Origin of the sequence: Boseongicola sp. (genome assembly GCA_014075275.1) — a bacterium.
In the GTDB taxonomy this organism is placed as follows: Bacteria; Pseudomonadota; Alphaproteobacteria; order Rhodobacterales; family Rhodobacteraceae.
Genome location: CP046179.1, coordinates 2,783,741 through 2,800,565, shown reverse-complemented (window position 1 = coordinate 2,800,565; position 16,825 = coordinate 2,783,741). Strand labels below are relative to the sequence as shown.

Annotated in this window: 15 protein-coding genes and 1 pseudogene; 3 read left to right on the top strand and 13 right to left on the bottom strand. The window is 53.7% G+C overall.

What is annotated here, in order from left to right; all coding sequences use genetic code 11:
* Nucleotides 1-7: 7 nt before the first annotated feature.
* Genes npdG through GKR98_14080 form a run of 6 tightly spaced genes read right to left on the bottom strand, consistent with a single transcriptional unit; the run spans nucleotide 8 to nucleotide 7,452 of the window.
* A complete protein-coding gene (gene npdG / locus GKR98_14105) occupies nucleotides 8-694 on the bottom strand; it encodes an NADPH-dependent F420 reductase (protein QMU59225.1) in 687 nt (228 codons plus the stop codon).
* A gap of 17 nt (nucleotides 695-711) precedes the next feature.
* Nucleotides 712-1,152: a hotdog fold thioesterase gene (locus tag GKR98_14100; protein ID QMU59224.1), complete on the bottom strand. Its 441-nt coding sequence runs from the start codon at nucleotides 1,150-1,152 to the stop codon at nucleotides 712-714.
* Between the two features lies 1 nt (nucleotide 1,153).
* Nucleotides 1,154-2,656, bottom strand: coding sequence for an AMP-binding protein (locus GKR98_14095; GenBank protein QMU59223.1), 1,503 nt, complete (start codon nucleotides 2,654-2,656; stop codon nucleotides 1,154-1,156).
* Entirely contained in the window at nucleotides 2,649-3,686 is a 1,038-nt protein-coding gene (locus tag GKR98_14090; GenBank protein QMU59222.1) for a TIGR03617 family F420-dependent LLM class oxidoreductase, read from the bottom strand. The genes GKR98_14095 and GKR98_14090 overlap by 8 nt, the downstream gene beginning before the upstream one ends.
* Before the next feature lie 2 nt (nucleotides 3,687-3,688).
* Nucleotides 3,689-5,383, bottom strand: coding sequence for a hydantoinase B/oxoprolinase family protein (locus GKR98_14085; GenBank protein ID QMU59221.1), 1,695 nt, complete (start codon nucleotides 5,381-5,383; stop codon nucleotides 3,689-3,691).
* Nucleotides 5,380-7,452: a hydantoinase/oxoprolinase family protein gene (locus tag GKR98_14080; GenBank protein QMU59220.1), complete on the bottom strand. Its 2,073-nt coding sequence runs from the start codon at nucleotides 7,450-7,452 to the stop codon at nucleotides 5,380-5,382. The genes GKR98_14085 and GKR98_14080 overlap by 4 nt, the downstream gene beginning before the upstream one ends.
* A 226-nt stretch (nucleotides 7,453-7,678) precedes the next feature.
* Between GKR98_14080 and GKR98_14075 the strand changes: the two genes are divergently transcribed.
* Nucleotides 7,679-8,194, top strand: a complete 516-nt coding sequence (locus GKR98_14075; protein ID QMU59219.1) for a MarR family transcriptional regulator — start codon at nucleotides 7,679-7,681, stop codon at nucleotides 8,192-8,194.
* Nucleotides 8,195-8,214: 20 nt separating this feature from the next.
* On the opposite strand, the gene pcaF is transcribed toward GKR98_14075, so the two are convergent.
* Genes pcaF through GKR98_14045 form a run of 6 tightly spaced genes read right to left on the bottom strand, consistent with a single transcriptional unit; the run spans nucleotide 8,215 to nucleotide 13,986 of the window.
* The gene (pcaF, locus tag GKR98_14070) at nucleotides 8,215-9,417 is read right to left on the bottom strand and encodes a 3-oxoadipyl-CoA thiolase (protein ID QMU59218.1); all 1,203 of its coding nucleotides are present in this window, start codon (nucleotides 9,415-9,417) and stop codon (nucleotides 8,215-8,217) included.
* Complete coding sequence (locus tag GKR98_14065) at nucleotides 9,414-10,094, bottom strand: 3-oxoacid CoA-transferase subunit B (GenBank protein QMU59217.1); 681 nt, start codon at nucleotides 10,092-10,094, stop codon at nucleotides 9,414-9,416. Before GKR98_14065 ends, pcaF begins: the two co-directional genes overlap by 4 nt.
* Nucleotides 10,091-10,813, bottom strand: a complete 723-nt coding sequence (locus GKR98_14060; protein QMU59216.1) for a 3-oxoacid CoA-transferase subunit A — start codon at nucleotides 10,811-10,813, stop codon at nucleotides 10,091-10,093. Before GKR98_14060 ends, GKR98_14065 begins: the two co-directional genes overlap by 4 nt.
* A gap of 34 nt (nucleotides 10,814-10,847) precedes the next feature.
* Complete coding sequence (locus tag GKR98_14055) at nucleotides 10,848-12,170, bottom strand: aminotransferase class III-fold pyridoxal phosphate-dependent enzyme (protein ID QMU59215.1); 1,323 nt, start codon at nucleotides 12,168-12,170, stop codon at nucleotides 10,848-10,850.
* Nucleotides 12,163-12,501 carry a DUF3470 domain-containing protein gene (locus GKR98_14050; protein ID QMU59214.1) on the bottom strand — a complete coding sequence of 113 codons (339 nt, stop codon included), beginning with the start codon at nucleotides 12,499-12,501 and terminating at the stop codon, nucleotides 12,163-12,165. The genes GKR98_14055 and GKR98_14050 overlap by 8 nt, the downstream gene beginning before the upstream one ends.
* A gap of 54 nt (nucleotides 12,502-12,555) precedes the next feature.
* Nucleotides 12,556-13,986 (bottom strand): hypothetical protein, encoded by a 1,431-nt coding sequence (locus tag GKR98_14045; GenBank protein QMU59213.1) that lies wholly within the window; start codon nucleotides 13,984-13,986, stop codon nucleotides 12,556-12,558.
* 92 nt (nucleotides 13,987-14,078) lie between these two features.
* On the opposite strand from GKR98_14045, the gene GKR98_14040 reads away from it, so the two are divergent.
* Both GKR98_14040 and GKR98_14035 read left to right on the top strand, forming a co-directional pair.
* On the top strand, nucleotides 14,079-15,083 hold the full coding sequence (locus tag GKR98_14040) for a LysR family transcriptional regulator (protein QMU59212.1): 1,005 nt from the start codon (nucleotides 14,079-14,081) through the stop codon (nucleotides 15,081-15,083).
* A 268-nt stretch (nucleotides 15,084-15,351) separates the two neighbouring features.
* Nucleotides 15,352-16,391, top strand: a pseudogene (locus tag GKR98_14035) (IS110 family transposase).
* A gap of 1 nt (nucleotide 16,392) precedes the next feature.
* Here GKR98_14035 and GKR98_14030 read toward each other — a convergent pair.
* Nucleotides 16,393-16,650 carry a hypothetical protein gene (locus GKR98_14030; GenBank protein ID QMU59211.1) on the bottom strand — a complete coding sequence of 86 codons (258 nt, stop codon included), beginning with the start codon at nucleotides 16,648-16,650 and terminating at the stop codon, nucleotides 16,393-16,395.
* Nucleotides 16,651-16,825 lie beyond the last annotated feature (175 nt).

The following is a 16,825-nucleotide window of genomic DNA, read 5'->3' as shown; positions in this document are numbered from 1 at the left end:
TCCCCAACTAGCCTGTTACGTCAGTTTGTGGTTCGCCAACGATCCTAATTCCGGCACCGTCGATTTTATAGGTTCCATTCATTAAAATCAGGATGGATGTCAGCGCTTCAGCAACAGCAGAATTATCTATACGGCCAGCGTGCCATGCCTTCATATTGGCATCTTCGGCAAGTTTGATGACAACTCCACGCGCCGCCTTGTCGTTCCCACACACTAGCACATCGCAGTCAATGGCGTGGCCCAGGTCGTTCAAATGCGCCGCCGCAACGTTCTGGAACGCTGAAACAACCCGAACTTCCTCCCCCAATGCATTTTGGACATTTTTTGCCACTGATCCGCCTTCAGGCAATTGAACAGTTCGAACTTTAGGCGGCACAAGCGGAACCGTAACATCAACAAAGATCTTGCCAGATAGATGCGGCCTGATGGTGTCCAACGTCGCAGCGTGGCTTGCATAAGGAACCGCCATAGCAACAAGTTCTGCTGCTTCCGCCGCAGCGGAATTCTCAAGACCTAGAATGACTTGGCCCGATTTGTCTGACAGCTCGGAAGCAACTTCCGCCGCACGGCTTGCATCGCGAGAGCCAATTGTCACGCTATGCCCAGCCCGCGCCCACCGCAGCGCCAATCCAGAACCCAAGGCGCCGGTGCCACCGATAATCGCGATGTTCATGGAAATTGAGTATTCGGTCATTTCAGCACCCTTCAGGTTCAAGTCTGAGATTTGTCCGGCCGGATGGCATAGCACGCGCGTCCAGTGGCAATTACTGCACCATTGTCGTCAACAATGCTGACATCAACGAAGCCTACGGTTCTTCCGGCCCGAAGGACTGTTGCGGTCGCATAGAGTTGTTCAGAAACCCCCAAACGCAAAAAGTCTGTACTAAAATTCAGCGTCAAAATCGGTCCACGTGCAACCAACAATAGCGCATAGACACCCGCAATATCGACCAGCGAGGCAATAATTCCACCGTGCCATTGGCCGGTACCTGGCTGCCTTTCAAATTCCGGGCGCATGGAAACCCGTAGCTTGATCATCATGGCATCGTTGTCGACTTCCAGAACCCTTGGGTCATACATCTGATGGAACTTTGACCGTGTGATCCGTTCCTGAATGTCTTCAATTGACAGATTGTTGTGTCTCACAGTCATCTCATGAAGCTTTCCGGTCTGTGTCTTTTATCAAGTTCCAAACCAAATCTTCCAGTTCTCCGCGCAGCACCTTGCCGATGGCGGACAGAGGAATTTTTTCAACTTTTGTCATGAATTCCGGCCATTTAGCGCGATCTAACCCGATGCTGCGGCAGTGTTCACGAATGTCTTCCAGTTCTACATCTCCAGCGCAAACAATTACGGCGGCAAGCCGCGAACCTAGGCGATCATCAGGATAACCCACTATCGCAACGTCTTCGACCTGAGAGTAGCTTAAGATTGTATTCTCAATTTCAAGCGGCGAGATATTTTCACCGCCGCGAAGGATGATATCCTGCGCCCGGCCCACCATCTTGATGTATCCGTCCTCGCGCTGTTCACAAGCATCCCCGGTCTGATACCAACCATCTTGGTGCAACCGCCCATTGGGGTCGCCTGACCAATATCCCTTCATCATTTGCTCGGGGCTATAAAGTTGCAGTTCTTCATCGACGACGCGTGTTTCGGTGCCGGGCAACGCAATCCCGTCAGTATCCAATCGCTTGTCCAAATCTGCGTCAAGCGGAACAGCCGTGACCGCACCGGCTTCCGACGTTCCGAAATAAGACCATACCTGACAATCCGGCAGGGCTTCTAAGCCACGGCGAACCAGTGTTCTTGGTACTGGCGCCCCAGCGGAAGGAAAGAACTTCAATGTCTTGACGCGGTCGTTGCCGTGCGCTTCGGCATAAGAAACCATGTCGACCAAAAAAGGTGTAGGAGCCACAGTAAATGTACATCCATATCTTTCGATCAGTTCGACAGCTGTTTTGATTTTCCACCTCGATACCAACACCATAGGAGAATCCAACAACAGCGAAAACCGAACTCCGAACAACAATGAAACCGCATGTCCCACTGGCGAAGAAACCAGTATGGGATCATCCTTGGTCAGGCCGAAATGCTGGGCAAATACCTCGGTCTGTCGTTGCCAGGTTGCGCCTGTATGCATTGCAGCCTTGGGTGTGCCGGTTGTCCCCGACGTGCAGGCGAGCCATGCCAGCGCGTCGCCGCGCGTTGGAATGGGCTCCGAGGGGCCAATGGGCGCAACCTCATTTTCAGAAAACCGCCTTTCACCAAGTCGATCAAAAAGGGGTTTGTCACCAACAAGGTGTTCAGTAATTACAACCACTTTCGCATCCAAAATGTCTGTAAGTTCCGTGATGGACGTGCCCGCCGACCAGGGAAGGTTGACCAGAACCGCGCCGCAAAGCCGAACAGCCAAATAGTCGACAACGAATTCAATAACATTCGGGCGCGCTACGATGATGCGGTCACCCTGCTCAACGCCACGTGCAATAAATTGGCCCGCGCGCATTCTGGCCTGCTGGATCAGTTCTTGAACGCTAAGCTCGCGGTCAATCTCGGCGACAGCAAGTTCCGACGGGTCACGGGCGTTTAGTCTTGCCCATTCCTCCGCCGCGAAGTCGCGTGTGTCTGAATCCCGCAGAAATCGCTCAGCCATCGCGATGACCCGGGATCTTCTTGATTTCTGTCACCAATGTCTGAACTTGTTCATCGCTCAACCCATCAAACCAGGTTTCGTCAATCTGGATACGATCGACTTTGCCGCCGTATCGCTTTGCCAACGCTGAAGGCAGGTCTGCGGGCGACGTAATAACCGCATATGCCTCAAGCATGTCGTCCGACACAAGCTCGCCCATCTCCTCCCATTTGTTTTCTCTGGTTAGCGCCGCGAAATCCTCTTGATCGACAGTCCAGCCATGCATGCTGAGCATCTCTTTGTATTCCGGTGTCGACGCGTAAAGGGCAACACGCTCTTTTAATCCTTTGGCGACCGTATCAAGTCCTTCGGTTGACGTTGCACACCCAATAAATCCGTAGCCGCCAAGGTCCAGATCTTTCATCGTGCGGCCGGAGCGCGCCAACCCAATTTCCAGATTTGGCAACATGACTTCCTCGTGCCATTTCCAGGTGATCGGGTCGCCGGGCAGATGGCCGTCTGCCACCTCGCCGCACAGGCGGCACATCAATTTGTTGATCGCTGCAAGATGTATTTCCGGCTTGCCCGTTTCCAGGGGACCGGGGTTGTAGTAGGGGATCATCAGATTGTGCTTGTAGTAAATCCCATCGTAGTCAAGTTTCGTGCCGTTCTGCCAGCAATCCCAAATTGCATTCAGGGCGTTTATGTAATCCTTCATGCGGCGGATCGGCGGCTGGAAGTCCATGCCTAAACGGCGTGTCAGATGCGCCTTGATTTGGCTGCCAATTCCAAGCTGAAACCGCCCGCCAGATAGCTCGTTCAAAGACCATGCATCATAAGCGGTCGCCATCGGGCTGCGTGGAAACGCAACGAAAACACCGGACATCATCTTAATATCTTTGGTCAACATCGCACCGGCAGCAGCAGAAAGCGTCGGCGGAACAGTCAACTCAAGTAAAGTTGTTCCATCATAGCCAAGCCGTTCTGCGCGCTCCATCGCTTTTGGGATCAAGGACAGCTTTTTGGGTCGCACCATTGAATAAACGCGCATGACTATTGACCTCCCGAGGCGGTTTCAGAGTAATTTTTGTTGATGAATTCATCGCTGTATTTCCGGCTACGCCCGTCTTCGGAAATTGCAGCAGCATTGCGATTTTTGGGCGATCCATAGCCGCCTGCACCAGGGGTTTCGATGGTCACTTTCGTGCCAAGGGCTACCTCCACCTCATTGGGCTTGTCGTCCAGACGTCGTTCGCCATTTTCGTCTTCCAAAAGGAACCTGCCCGATGCACCCGGTCGGCCACCGAATAATCCCCAGGGTTGGTATCGAAATCGCTCACCCGCGCCATTGAAAACGCATTCGTGGTCAACGGGCGTCAGAACCCGCCGCAGCCCCATGCCGCCGCGGAACTGCCCAGCTCCGCCCGAGTCCTCCACAAAGCCGTATTCTTCAACGCGCAGCGGATATTCCTGTTCGATGGATTCCACGGGCAAGTTCGAAGTGTTGGTAATCCCAACCTGAACTCCATCTTTGCCGTCCTTTGTCGCGCGTGCGCCCATACCGCCTCCAATGGTCTCGAAGTAAAGGTATGGTTTTGTGGTTCTAGGATCGACGCCGGAGAATACCGCCGTGGTGTTTGCACCATTTGCCGCCGCAATAACCTTGTCAGGAATTGCCTGAGACAACGCACCAAGAACAATATCGATAACTCGCTGACAGGCGTGGGCGCGTGCGGCCACCGGTGCCGGGAACACGCAATTCAGCAATGTGCCGGGTTCGCAGCTGATATCAACGGCATCCAGAACCCCCTGATTCGATGGCATGTCGCTGTCCAACGCGCCAATCAGAGCATAGTTCACGCTCGCCTGCACGGCATTTAGCGTTGTGTTGATGTTCCCCTTAACCTGCGGGCTGGTTCCCGCGAAATCCAGATGGATGCGGTTACCGTTGACGGTGAGCTTCAGGCATATTGGGATGTCGTAGGTATCGAGACCGTCAGAATCCATGTGGTCCTTGAATTCATAGACGCCATCTGGGATTTGCTTGATGGTGTCCTTCATCCGTTGATTGGTGCGCGAGATGATTTCGTCAAACGCCTTCAGAACGCTGGGCAAACCATGAGTTTGCACGACCTCTTTAAAGCGTCGCTCGCCCAATCGGCAGGACGCAATCTGCGCGTTGTGGTCACCCTGACGCTCCTCGGGCACGCGGACATTCAGCATTAAGATGTCCATAATGTCTTGCTGTAGAACGCCTCTTCGAAACAAGCGGACCACAGGAATGCGTAACCCTTCCTGATAGATCTCGGACATGCCGCCGGCCATCGAACCCGGCACCATGCCGCCAATATCCGCGTGGTGCGCGATATTGCAGACAAAGGCGACGATTTCGCCGTCGATGAAGATCGGCATTGCATAGTTGATGTCAGGAAGATGCGTCCCGCCTGCGGTGTGGGGATTGTTGGCGACAAAGATATCGCCTTCGTGAATATCGTCTCCAAACTTCTCCAGCACACATTTCATCAAACCGCCCATCGAAGCGATGTGAATGGGCAGCGTTAATTCCGCTTGCACGACCAGCCGACCTTGCCTGTCGACGATGGCAATCGAATGGTCTTTGCGTTCCTTGATATTGGTCGAATACGACGACCGCATCAGCGCGACAAAACACTCGTCAGCAATTGAACGCAGACCATTGGCGATAATCTCCAGCCGGATCGGATCCAGTGTTTCAGTTGACGGGGTCATGCAACAACTCCTGGATCAATGGTTATGATCAGATGCCCATCAGGCGTCATTTCCGCGACATCCCCCGGGTAAACCGGCGTCGTAGTGTCCATTTGTTCGACAATAGCCGGACCGCTGATGCGCTGCCCGGGTTTCATTTCTGCGCGGTTGAAAATCTGCGTTTCAATCGAGGCTTCTTCGTTAAAATATACTTTGCGTGCGGAGCGCACTTTTGGTTCTCCCGGGTCGCCGGCGACCGCCGGTTTGTCTTCGAACCGATGCAGCGTTGCGCTTGCGGAAAGCCGAACGTTCATGATTTCAATCGGATCGACCTCGCTAGCATAGCCGTATGCCTGTTCGTGGGCGTCGCAGAATGCCCGATTTATTACTGCAGCGTCCGGCACATCACATTTTGTCAGACTGGCGCCAGCGGCGATTGGAACAGAAAGTTCAAAGTTCTGTCCGACGTAGCGTGCATCTATGACAAGCTGAACTGCGCGCCCATCGCTTGGCGCACTTTCGCTTTCAAACCATTCCAGTGCCCGCGTATTCAGAACTTCGACCACGTTGGCTAATGCCGTTATTCCGTCAGAATCAATTGCAATGCGGTGGCTCGTGACAAAATCTTCTTTCAGATCAGACACTAACAAGCCCTGTGCGCAAACGATGCCCGGCGCAGCAGGCACAATCATTTCCTTCATACCAAGGCTTACCGCAACGTCGCGCGCGTGAAGCGGTCCGGCACCACCGAACGGCATCAGAACAAAATCGCGCGGATCATGACCGCGTTCAACCGATATTGTACGGATTGTGCGGACCATATTGGCAACCACAATTCCTAGAACGCCTTGCGCGGTCTTTTCGACGGTGAACCCAAGTTTGTCGGCAATTGGCTGATAAACCTGCCGCGACAGTTCCGGGTCAAGGCCCATGTCGCCGTCCAGCAATCCACGCGACGACAAGCGACCTAACAATAGATTAGCATCTGTCGTTGTCGGCTCATCGCCGCCATTGCCATAACAAGCCGGTCCGGGATACGCGCCAGCACTTTTTGGCCCTGCCTTCAGCAATCCATCGCGATCAAACCACGCAACCGAACCGCCGCCAGCACCAACGGTCTCGACGTCAACGCACGGCATGCGAATTGGAAACCCGGCCACATCCCGGTCAAAGGCCAGATCGACCTTATAGTCGCGGATCAGGGCGACGTCTGCACTGGTGCCGCCCATGTCGAGCGTAATGATGTTGCTGCGCGCAGTTTGACGCGCGGCATGGGCTGCGCCGACTGCACCGGCGGCCGGACCCGACAATGCTGTTCGAACGGGAAATTCTCGTGACCTGCGCACCGACATGAGGCCACCGCTGGATTGGTTGATCCCAAGGCTAGCGCTTTTGGCGCGGTCTGCAATCCCGTCTTCCAGAGTTTCAAGATACTTCCACATGACTGGCTGCAGATATGCGTTCAGAACGGTCGTGGATAGGCGCTCGTATTCGCGAAATTCCGGCTGCACTTCGGACGATATCGAAACCGCAACCTCTGGCGCGCGTCTGCGAAGCGCATCGGCAAATGCCTGTTCGTGCGTGTCATTGCGGAATGAAAAAATGAAACCAATTGCGCAAGCACCGGCGGATGCGTCGACAACTTCGTCAATTGCCTTTTCCATATCTTCGGCAGTAGGAGCGCGAACGACCTCACCCTGTGCGCCAATCCGTTCGTTCAACTCGATGCGATACTCTCGATCGACAAGAGGGGCCGGATGATCGGCCTGAAGATCATACATGTGTGGGCGCGTTTGCCGCCCGATCTCCAACAAGTCACGAAAGCCTTTTGTTGTTACCAAGGCAACCCGGCTTCCAGTTCGCTGGATTAGGGCATTTGTTCCGACGGTGGTTCCATGCGACAGCCTCTGGATTTGATCCATAGGGATACTGAACTTGGAACACATGGCATCCAGGCCGTTTAAGATGGCGTCCGCAGGGTTCGAGGGCGTCGAAGACGTTTTGTAGACGTGGAACAATCCTTCATCGTCGTTTGTGGCAAAGAAGTCGGTAAAGGTTCCGCCGACATCCACACCAATTGTCCAACTCATCTTCTTCTCCCTGACAAAACTCCACAACAACATCTCACCATGGAATATTTAGGTAGCATACTCCCTATTTTGAGAGAGTCAAAGGAATAGACTCAAAAACAGGAGTTTGCTGAACCTTAGACTCGACAGATTTTGGAGAATTCGCGCGTCATCTGTTCTAGCGAATTAGAATATACTCTGCTAACGGTGCCGTGAAACTTTACCAAGCCTCTTAGCCAACGAGCTCATGCCAGATTCTGACCAAGATTTTGAAGACCTTACAGATCGTCCGGGTCACTTGATCCGCCGGCTGCACCAAATTCACGTTGCAATGTTCCTTGAAGAATGTGCCGCTTTTAACCTGACGCCAGTTCAGTTTGGGGTTCTGACTGTATTGTACGATGGCAAGGCTCGGGATCAGGTGACAATCGCTACGATGATCGGTGTTGACAGAAACACTGCTGCAGATGTTATCCGACGATTGGACAGACGTGACCTATTGGAGCGTCCCGGTGATCCGGCGGACCGACGCACTAAACTCGCCAAAATCACGGCAAGTGGAAAAGAGCTCGTCGATAGCGTCAAACCGGGCATGATGCGCGCCCAAACACGTTTGGTCAGCCCGCTATCGGATGCTGAATACCAGCAGTTCATGCAATTGACGCTGAAGCTACTGGAAGCGAACGACCACAGCAGCCGCGCACCTTGGAAGCCATTTCAAGACAAAGTTGGCAATTCCGACGAGTTAAGGAAAATCAGCTGAACATTCAGCCGCGCAGGCCACTAACAGTTTTCGATTGCAATGGCGACGCCCTGACCAACGCCTACGCACATGGCGGCCAGCGCCCGCTTTGTGCCTGAAAGGCGAAGCTCCAACGCCGCCGTTCCTGTAATCCGCGCGCCGGACATTCCCAACGGATGCCCAAGTGCAATGGCACCTCCATTTGGGTTAACGCGCGCATCGTCGTCGGCAATGCCAAGTTCGCGCAGCGTCGCAATCCCTTGACTTGCAAATGCTTCGTTCAGCTCAAAGACGTCAAAGTCACGTTGATTCAGATTAAGCCGCGCCAATAGTTTCTTGGTGGCTGAGGCGGGGCCAATGCCCATCACCCGCGGTTCAACGCCGGACATCGCGCCACCGAGCACCTTTGCAATAGGTGTCAGCCCGTGCGCTTTGGCTGCAGAATGGGACGCAAGTATCATTGCCGCCGCACCATCATTCACGCCCGAAGAATTTCCTGCCGTGATAGTCCCATTCGTCCCGGTAATGGCTTTCAGACCTGCCAGCGTTTCCATCGTTGTCGTTGGGCGCGGATGCTCGTCCGCATCGACGATCAAACTTTCAGTTTTTACGCTGATCGGCACAGGAGTAATCTCACGCTTCAGGCGCCCACGACCAAATGCAGCCGCAGCCCTTTCCTGTGATCGAAGTGCGAAGGCGTCCTGCTTCTGACGGCTGATCCCAAAGTCTTGGGCCACGTTTTCTGCCGTCTCGGGCATCGCGTCGACACCATATCGCGCCGCCATCAGAGGATTGACAAACCGCCAGCCAATGGTCGTGTCGTGGACGGTAATGTCGCGACTAAATGCTCGTACGGCCTTTGGCATCACGAACGGCGCGCGCGACATGCTTTCTACCCCACCAGCGATGACAAGGTTACTTTCGCCGGATTTGATCGCGCGGGCAGCGGTGATTACTGCATCCATTCCTGATCCGCACAGCCGGTTTATAGTCGTACCCGGCACCTCGATCGGAAAGCCAGCCAAAAGTAATGACATGCGCGCGACGTTGCGGTTGTCTTCTCCGGCCTGATTGGCACAGCCGAAGATCACATCGTCTAAGGCTTCAAGATCCAACCCGGAATTACGCTCTGCCAGCGCCTTCAATGGTATTGCCCCAAGATCATCGGCACGTACCGAAGATAAAGAGCCGCCAAATCGGCCAATTGGCGTGCGGATGAAATCGCAAATATAGACCTCGGTCATTGGTCCAACTCGGGCGGTGAAAGCTCTCTGACGTCGGCGTCAATATGCAGTGTCGCGCCCGTCATCGCTTGAAGTTCTTCAACCAAAAGACCACACAACTTCTCTCGAAGCCAGAACCGTCCGTCCTGAATATCGACAACGGCCAGCGACGTATAAACGCGGGTAATGCATCCAACACCGGTCAGCGGAAATGTGCATTCATCCACCAGCTTTGGTCGGCCGTCTTTGGTCACATGGTCAGTAATCACCGCCACTTGTTTTGCTCCGTGCACAAGGTCCATCGCGCCACCTACAGCCGGGACGCCTTTACGGCCCACGCGCCAGTTTGCAAGATCCCCGTTCCGCGAAACCTGGTAAGCACCCAACACGGCCAAATCGAGGTGTCCGCCGCGCACCATCGAAAAACTGTCGGCTTGATGAAAGACCGACGCCCCCACATTTAATGTGATCGCTTTCTTGCCAGCATTGATCAGGTCCCAGTCTTCTTCACCGCTGGCGGGCGCTTCGCCAAAACCCAACACGCCATTTTCGGTGTGATAGGTCACCTGTCGCCCCGCAGGCTGGAATTTGGCAATCAACTCGGGAAACCCAATGCCAAGATTGACATAGGCACCGTCGTGAATATCTTGCGCGGCACGCCATGCGATCTGCGCGTTAGTCAGTTTCGCCCAGGTCATGAGTAAACATTCCCGGCGCGGATCAGCACCTCTTCCTGCTGTGAGGTGGGTACGGAAACGATCGCGTTCACAAAAATTCCGGGCGTCACAATAGTTTCCGGGCAAATCTCGCCAGGATCGACAACGCGCCGGACTTGAGCCACCGTATTGGCCGCGGCCATGCACATAAGCGGATTGAAATTCCGACCCGCCAATCGATAGGTCAGATTGCCGTGCGTATCGCCCAACTCTGCCTTAACAAATGCAACATCAGCGCTAAGCCAGCGCTCCATTACATAGGCTCTTCCGTCAAACTCCTGAACTTGCTTGCCCGCCGCAAGCTCGGTTCCATAGCTAGTGGGGGTAAAAAATGCCGGGATACCTGCGCCTGCCGCGCGGATGCGCTCGGCAAGTGTTCCTTGCGGCACCAGTTCCAACTCTATGTCACCAGCCATATATTTGTCTTGGAATGCGCGCGGATCATAGGACCTCGGAAACGAGCAGATCATTTTCTTAACCATACCCGCATCGATCATTGCCGCGATGCCGACGCGCCCGTTTCCGGCATTGTTGTTGATCACTGTCAGATTGCCGGGAGAGCCGGTGGCACGAAACCGGTCGATCAGTGCGTGAATTAACTCGATAGGCGCACCCGATCCACCGAATCCGCCAATCATCAAAACCGCACCATCACTTACACAAGATACAGCGTCGCCAAGTGTATCTATCGTCTTGTCCATTGATTTTTTGGCCATTCGATCCAGCTATCGTGCATCACAACATCGGTTTGATTTTACGAAACCCGTCCAGCGCAGTTTGCGCTAGGTGGTCAATCTCGGCAGACGTCATCGGCGTCGAAAGTAAGCCCGAACAAGTCTCAACCATTATCAAGCCATGATCGAAAAAATGGTCCAGAAGCACCGAAAGGCATTTCTGCTGCGCGGGATGTACAAAGGCGTTTCGGTAAGTCGTTGGCGGCGTTACGCAAAGGTGAATGCGGAACATCGAGCCCCGCCCCGTAACGCAACAAGGAACATCCGCCACTTTGATCGCTTCGCCGATGGACGATCGGGCATAGTCTGCCAAAGCATTCAATCGCAGAACGGCGTCCTCATCGAACATCGACATTGCAATGGACCCAGCCGTCAACGTGACAGGGTTTGCGCTGAATGTTCCATAGTGCGGAAACTTAGCGGGACCGTTCAGCGGGTTCATTACCTCCAGCACGTCAGAACGCCCTGCAATCGCTCCAACCGGAAACCCACCACCGATCATCTTGCCAAGTGCTGTCAGGTCAGGCTGAACAGAGTAGAGCTGCTGTGCGCCTGAAAATTCAGTACGAAATGTTATGACTTCATCAAAAATCAACAGCGCGTCGTTCTCTGTCGACCACTTGCGCAAGGCTTCAACAAAGTCATCTGAAGCCGGGATCACACCAATTCTGTGGGGCAGCAAGTCCAGAAGTACGCCTGCGATGCTGTCTTTGTTGGCATCCAAAATCGCAATGGCGCGCTCGGCATCGTTGAATGGTATTACCACGACGTCATCCAATGCAGACTGCGGCGTGCCAAAGGCGACAGGCACGCTGTTGGGCGCATCAAAGGCCCCCCAATTCGACGGATTGGCCGTTTGGCTGACCTCGGCGTAGTCATAAAGCCCATGATACGAGCCTTCGACTTTTGCGATTTTCGCGCGGCCCGTAAAGGAACGAGCGGCTTTGAGACAGCTCATCACAGCCTCGGTTCCCGAGTTCACAAAACGGATTTTCTCGAAGCTAGGACAACGCGCTACAAGTTGTTCAGCATAGTCAACTTCAATCTCCGTCCCGACCGAAAACGCCGAACCTTTTTCCAAATGCGGTTTGACGCCTTCGACAATCGCCGGATGGGCGTGCCCGTGAATAAGGGATGCGACATTGTTGGCAAAATCTATGCGCCGCACCCCTTCGATATCCGTAACAAAGCAACCTTGGCCCTTCTCAGCATAGACCGGATGCGGCTTTCGCAAGATCGTATTGCGGCTGCAACCACCGGGCATCACCTTTTTAGCGCGCTCAAAAAGCCTGGCGCTCTTGTTGGTTCTGGCCGCGTCAAGCATTGGCCGGTACCTTGACCAAATGTTCAATTTTGCCCACAACTCCGTCCCACTTCGCGGCCTCTGGAAGCGGTTCCTTTTGCTCAGTGATTTGTGGCCAGATCGATGCCAGTTCTTCGTTCAGTTCAAGGAAGTGGCGCTTGTCTTCCGGCAAGTTATCTTCGTTGAAAATTGCCCCTGCCGGACAGGCGTCTACGCACGCGTCGCAGTCGATACATTCATCCGGGTGGATTACAAGATAGTTCGGTCCCTCATAGAAACAATCGACGGGGCATTCGGCAACGCAATCAGTGTATTTACACTGAATACAATTGTCCGTGACAACATAAGTCATGGCTCTGATCCTTGAGAGAACTGGCTTAAATTGAGCATCACATCCACGCGCTGACTATTCTGCCGCGATGGCTGACAACGTCGGAATGTCGTAGATCTTATAAAGTTCCGCTTCGTCCATAATCACACGATCATCGTAGCCGCTGAACCAGATGGCTTCCGGGTTCCGCCCAACAATTGTGACCTTGCAACGATCCGGTGCGTCTGCCGCCGACCGTAGCAGTTTGAAAATGACAACACCGTTTTCGCCGCCTTTTACGCCTGGGAAGGGCGTGTTGGTGACGGCGGCAACTTCCGTTTTGCCTTTATAGTGGGTGATCGACAGGCGTGCGTGCGCCTCGACGCCTGACAGACCTTTCTGAGACTCGTTCAAGATTTCCCACGCACGCTCAATTGGAACGTTGAACGCCTTGTGACCAACGATATCACGACCACAAAAGAAATAGTGATTTCCAACACCATTACGCTTCATCTCCCGTTGAAGAATGCGCAACGCATCCGCGTCATCATTGATGCCGGCAATGATCGGTGACTGGTTTTCCACGATGATCCACGGACGCCTGCCAAAGCCCTGAACTGCAGCCAGCGTATCCGGATGCCAGGTGAGTCCAGCCTGCGGATGCGGAATGTAGTCGCCATTGGGGTCCTTAATCAGCACTTCATCAGGATGATTGAAATGAACCATCATGCGTAGGCTGACCCGCGGATAGGCATCGTGAAAGGCATCCAGCATCGCAAAGAAGCTGTCGTCAAATCGCTTGGGATGGAAAGCCATTTCTTTCGTGCCAATCCGGATATTTTCGATACCCGCTTGCGCGAGGGCGGATAGCCATTGCGCAATATTCTTGTTTCCCAAGACCATGGGATCCCCGCCAGACATCAATATCTCGCGTAGACGCTCTCTGTTGGTTTCAGGGTGCCGGCCACCGTTTTGGTCGACCAGGAGATTATGCTCGGTGATGTATTCAACAATATCCTTGATTTGCGCCAAGCCCTTCGGCGCAACAGTTCCATCTTCGCGCGTGATCTCTTTCTTGGCGATAAGTTCTTCACGATAGCAAAATCTGCAATGCGCCGAACAGGTCTGCGCGACGTAGATCAGTCCAATCTCATACTTGTGGATTAAGCCCTCGACCGGGCTGTATGTCATCTGTTTGCCGGGGTCTTCGGCCCCATCCAGATCAAAAGTTTCTTTGGGGCTTGCCTTTACAAGTGTTTGGATCGCCGCCGAGTTCTTGGCCATCTCAAAGTAGTGGCGCGTCACTTTCACCGGCATGCGTGCCTGAACATCTCGTTCCGTGCCGTCAAGCTTGGTAATACTGTCCAACTCCTCCAAAGAGTAAAACCCTTGCATGTCTTGCGGAACGGTGCCGGCAATAAATTTTTTGAGACCGGTTATGATATCGCGATCGTATTTGCCGTTTTGGACGGTTGCCAAAAACTCGACCTCTTTGGGCGACGGTGCATAGCGTTCTTTAAGTGGCATTGGTTCAACTTTCGCTCAAACGTGGGGTGGTATCGCCCCCGACCATATTCTGCTGCACCTCTTTTCGGCCGAACGAAGTTGATCGACAAACGATGAATTCTCAACAATCCATGAGTAAAAATCATGTATACCGCCATAATTGCTTGAAATCGGCCCAGCAAGTGAAGTTTATTCATGTGAAATTCACTGCTAGGAAAATTCCGATGAAATCTTTCCAACGCCGCTATATGCCCTCGATTTCGGCTTTGCGCTGTTTCGAGGCAGCTGCGCGCCATCAGAGTTTTACCCTTGCATCGAAAGAACTCGACCTGACGCAAGGAGCCGTCAGTAGACAAGTCAAAGAGCTCGAACAGATCGTCGGTGCCCAACTCTTTCGACGAACAGGTCGCCAAGTCGCGCTCACGAAAGCGGGGTCGCGACTAGCGACCGATGTATCTGCCGAACTTGAGAGTCTGCATCAGACTATGATGCGGGCAGTGTCGGCGGGGAACATGAGCTCGACACTGCGCGTCGCGGTCTTGCCGACTTTTGCAACACTCTGGTTAATACCGCGCCTTCCAGATTTTCTGGAAAGACATCCGGACCTAGAGGTTAGCTTCTCGACCCGCCTGGAACCATTTGATCTGCATTCCGGAAATTTCGATTTCGCAATTCACTTTGGAAAAGAAAATTGGCCCAACACTGAGATGCAAAAGATGTTTTCTGAGCGAATGGTTCCGGTTGCGTCCCCGGATTTCGTGGCTCAGCACGGTTTCCTTTCGATTGCCGATAGTGGCGATGCGCCACTGTTGCATACGTCATCGCGGCCCACCGCCTGGCAGGACTATATGGCGTATATCGGGCATACCGACCGCGCCTATTTGACCGGCCGGTATTTCGATCAGTTTTCGATGGTCATCGCCGCGGCAAAAGCTTCTCTGGGCATCGGGCTGTTACCCAGCTTCTTAATCCACGGCGACATTGACGAAGGAAAGCTCGTCTCACTGAGTGATAGTTGGCTGGAGACGGAAAACAGCTACTATTTCGTAACACCGATTGATCAGGAAGACACCAATGTGGAATTGTTCCACGCTTGGATGACTGAACTTACAGCTTGAGGATTCTTAATCAATTTTGGATCAAATTTCGCAAATTTTATCACTCTCATTACCGGGACTTCCGGGTTTCTAATTCAATACTGCATAATCTCAGGTGGGCACAACGACTGCCCAGTCAAAATGCCAGTGGTGAGGGTTTTCCCTACGAACGCTATGCGAACCAGTGAAAACTCGCTGCGAGTAATCCAATGTCTGCTTTGGCCTCCGATGATGCGTAATTGGGCTGACGCTGATTTGAGGTCGAGCTGACGGCGGTATCTTTGGCGAGATCGGCGCGCGTGACTTTGCCGGTTTGGATGTTTCGCTGCGGTCGTGTGCGCTTTGCATTGTCGATAGCAAAGGTGCGGCTTTGTTCGAACGAGACCTACCGTGTGAGGTCAATGCGATTTCGGCAAGTTTGAAGGCTTTTCGACATCCGATTGAACGCATTGGCTTCGAAGCGGGAACAATGAGCCAGCACCTTTTCTATGGTTTGACTGGTGCAGGCTTGGAGGTTGTGTGCATGGAGGCGCGCCAGGTAAATGCGGCGCTGTCCGCGATGCGTAACAAGACAGACAAGAATGATGCGCGCGGGATTGCACAGATTTTGCGCACCGGATGGTTCAGCCCAGTCCATATGAAGAGTCGAGAGGCCCATGGTGCCCGCGCGCTCCTGAGCACTCGGAAGGCATTGCTCAACAAGACCATCGATTTGGCCAATGAGGTGCGCGGCCCGCTGAAGATCTTTGGACTTCGCTCGCCCAAGACGGTGAAACACGGCAGCTTTGATGGTGTCGTCCGACCGATGATTGAGATGGATGAGGTCCTGGCGCATGCTTTGGTGCCTCTGCTCGACGCCCGGCTGGTTCTGTATCAACACTTCTTGGAGCTGGACCGGCGGGTCAAACGTGCGGCCTCACAGGATGAGGTCTGCATGCGGATGATGACCGTTCCCGGCGTCGGACCGATCGCGGCGCTCACATTCAAGGCAGCAGTTGATGACCCTACGTGGTTTAAGCGATCTCGAACTGTTGCTGCACATTTTGGGCTCACACCACGACGGTTCCAGTCCGGTGAACACGACAATCCGGGCCGCGTATCGAAAGCAGGGGATCGTGATGCCGAGCCACGCTATATGCGGCAGGAAACGCGTTACTCATGCGAACCATGGCCGGGTCGCAGATCAAGTCACGGGGCATGCGCCTGATGCGCACCAAGGGGCGGCGCCGAGCCGTTGTCGCCGTTGCCCGCAAATTGGCTGTTCTGCTGCACCGCATGTGGGTAGACGGCACTGAGTTCCGTTCTGAGAACGTGGAGGGCACGGCATGAATTAACCGCCAACCACAAATCTGAACGGGGTCGGCCTCACCGGACGAGGTTCGTAGATGAAGCCGACCATGGCTGCTGCGCCACTTGAAGCGCGTCTCAAAGCAAGGCTCTCTACTGCCAATCCGACACATGCGTGCAGCGATGCCAAAAAGGCATCAACCAGACTGCGAAGAGAAGCGTGACCCGGATGAGCGACAATGACCCAGACAAAAGAAAGAAAACGAGCTTGACCCAAACACCCAATTAGAAAAGCTGTCATTGGGACAAAGCAGCGGACAGCCGTAAAGTTCCGCTTCAGAGAAATTAGATCATCGAACGACCATTTGCAGAAACGCGGGACAACGCCGCAGTTTGCTGCATTACATTGCATCTAAGTATTTGACAATAAATCGCCAGTGCCAAAACTGAGCTTACATTTCAGGACCAAAGTTTGA

Excerpts from the sequence above, each read along its gene's own strand:
- npdG (QMU59225.1), bottom strand. The coding sequence starts at position 694 with ATGACCGAATACTCAATTTCCATGAACATCGCGATTATCGGTGGCACC.
- GKR98_14100 (QMU59224.1), bottom strand. The coding sequence starts at position 1,152 with ATGACTGTGAGACACAACAATCTGTCAATTGAAGACATTCAGGAACGG.
- GKR98_14095 (QMU59223.1), bottom strand. The coding sequence starts at position 2,656 with ATGGCTGAGCGATTTCTGCGGGATTCAGACACACGCGACTTCGCGGCG.
- GKR98_14090 (QMU59222.1), bottom strand. The coding sequence starts at position 3,686 with ATGCGCGTTTATTCAATGGTGCGACCCAAAAAGCTGTCCTTGATCCCA.
- GKR98_14085 (QMU59221.1), bottom strand. The coding sequence starts at position 5,383 with ATGACCCCGTCAACTGAAACACTGGATCCGATCCGGCTGGAGATTATC.
- GKR98_14080 (QMU59220.1), bottom strand. The coding sequence starts at position 7,452 with ATGAGTTGGACAATTGGTGTGGATGTCGGCGGAACCTTTACCGACTTC.
- GKR98_14075 (QMU59219.1), top strand. The coding sequence starts at position 7,679 with ATGCCAGATTCTGACCAAGATTTTGAAGACCTTACAGATCGTCCGGGT.
- pcaF (QMU59218.1), bottom strand. The coding sequence starts at position 9,417 with ATGACCGAGGTCTATATTTGCGATTTCATCCGCACGCCAATTGGCCGA.
- GKR98_14065 (QMU59217.1), bottom strand. The coding sequence starts at position 10,094 with ATGACCTGGGCGAAACTGACTAACGCGCAGATCGCATGGCGTGCCGCG.
- GKR98_14060 (QMU59216.1), bottom strand. The coding sequence starts at position 10,813 with ATGGACAAGACGATAGATACACTTGGCGACGCTGTATCTTGTGTAAGT.
- GKR98_14055 (QMU59215.1), bottom strand. The coding sequence starts at position 12,170 with ATGCTTGACGCGGCCAGAACCAACAAGAGCGCCAGGCTTTTTGAGCGC.
- GKR98_14050 (QMU59214.1), bottom strand. The coding sequence starts at position 12,501 with ATGACTTATGTTGTCACGGACAATTGTATTCAGTGTAAATACACTGAT.
- GKR98_14045 (QMU59213.1), bottom strand. The coding sequence starts at position 13,986 with ATGCCACTTAAAGAACGCTATGCACCGTCGCCCAAAGAGGTCGAGTTT.
- GKR98_14040 (QMU59212.1), top strand. The coding sequence starts at position 14,079 with ATGAATTCTCAACAATCCATGAGTAAAAATCATGTATACCGCCATAAT.
- GKR98_14030 (QMU59211.1), bottom strand. The coding sequence starts at position 16,650 with ATGACAGCTTTTCTAATTGGGTGTTTGGGTCAAGCTCGTTTTCTTTCT.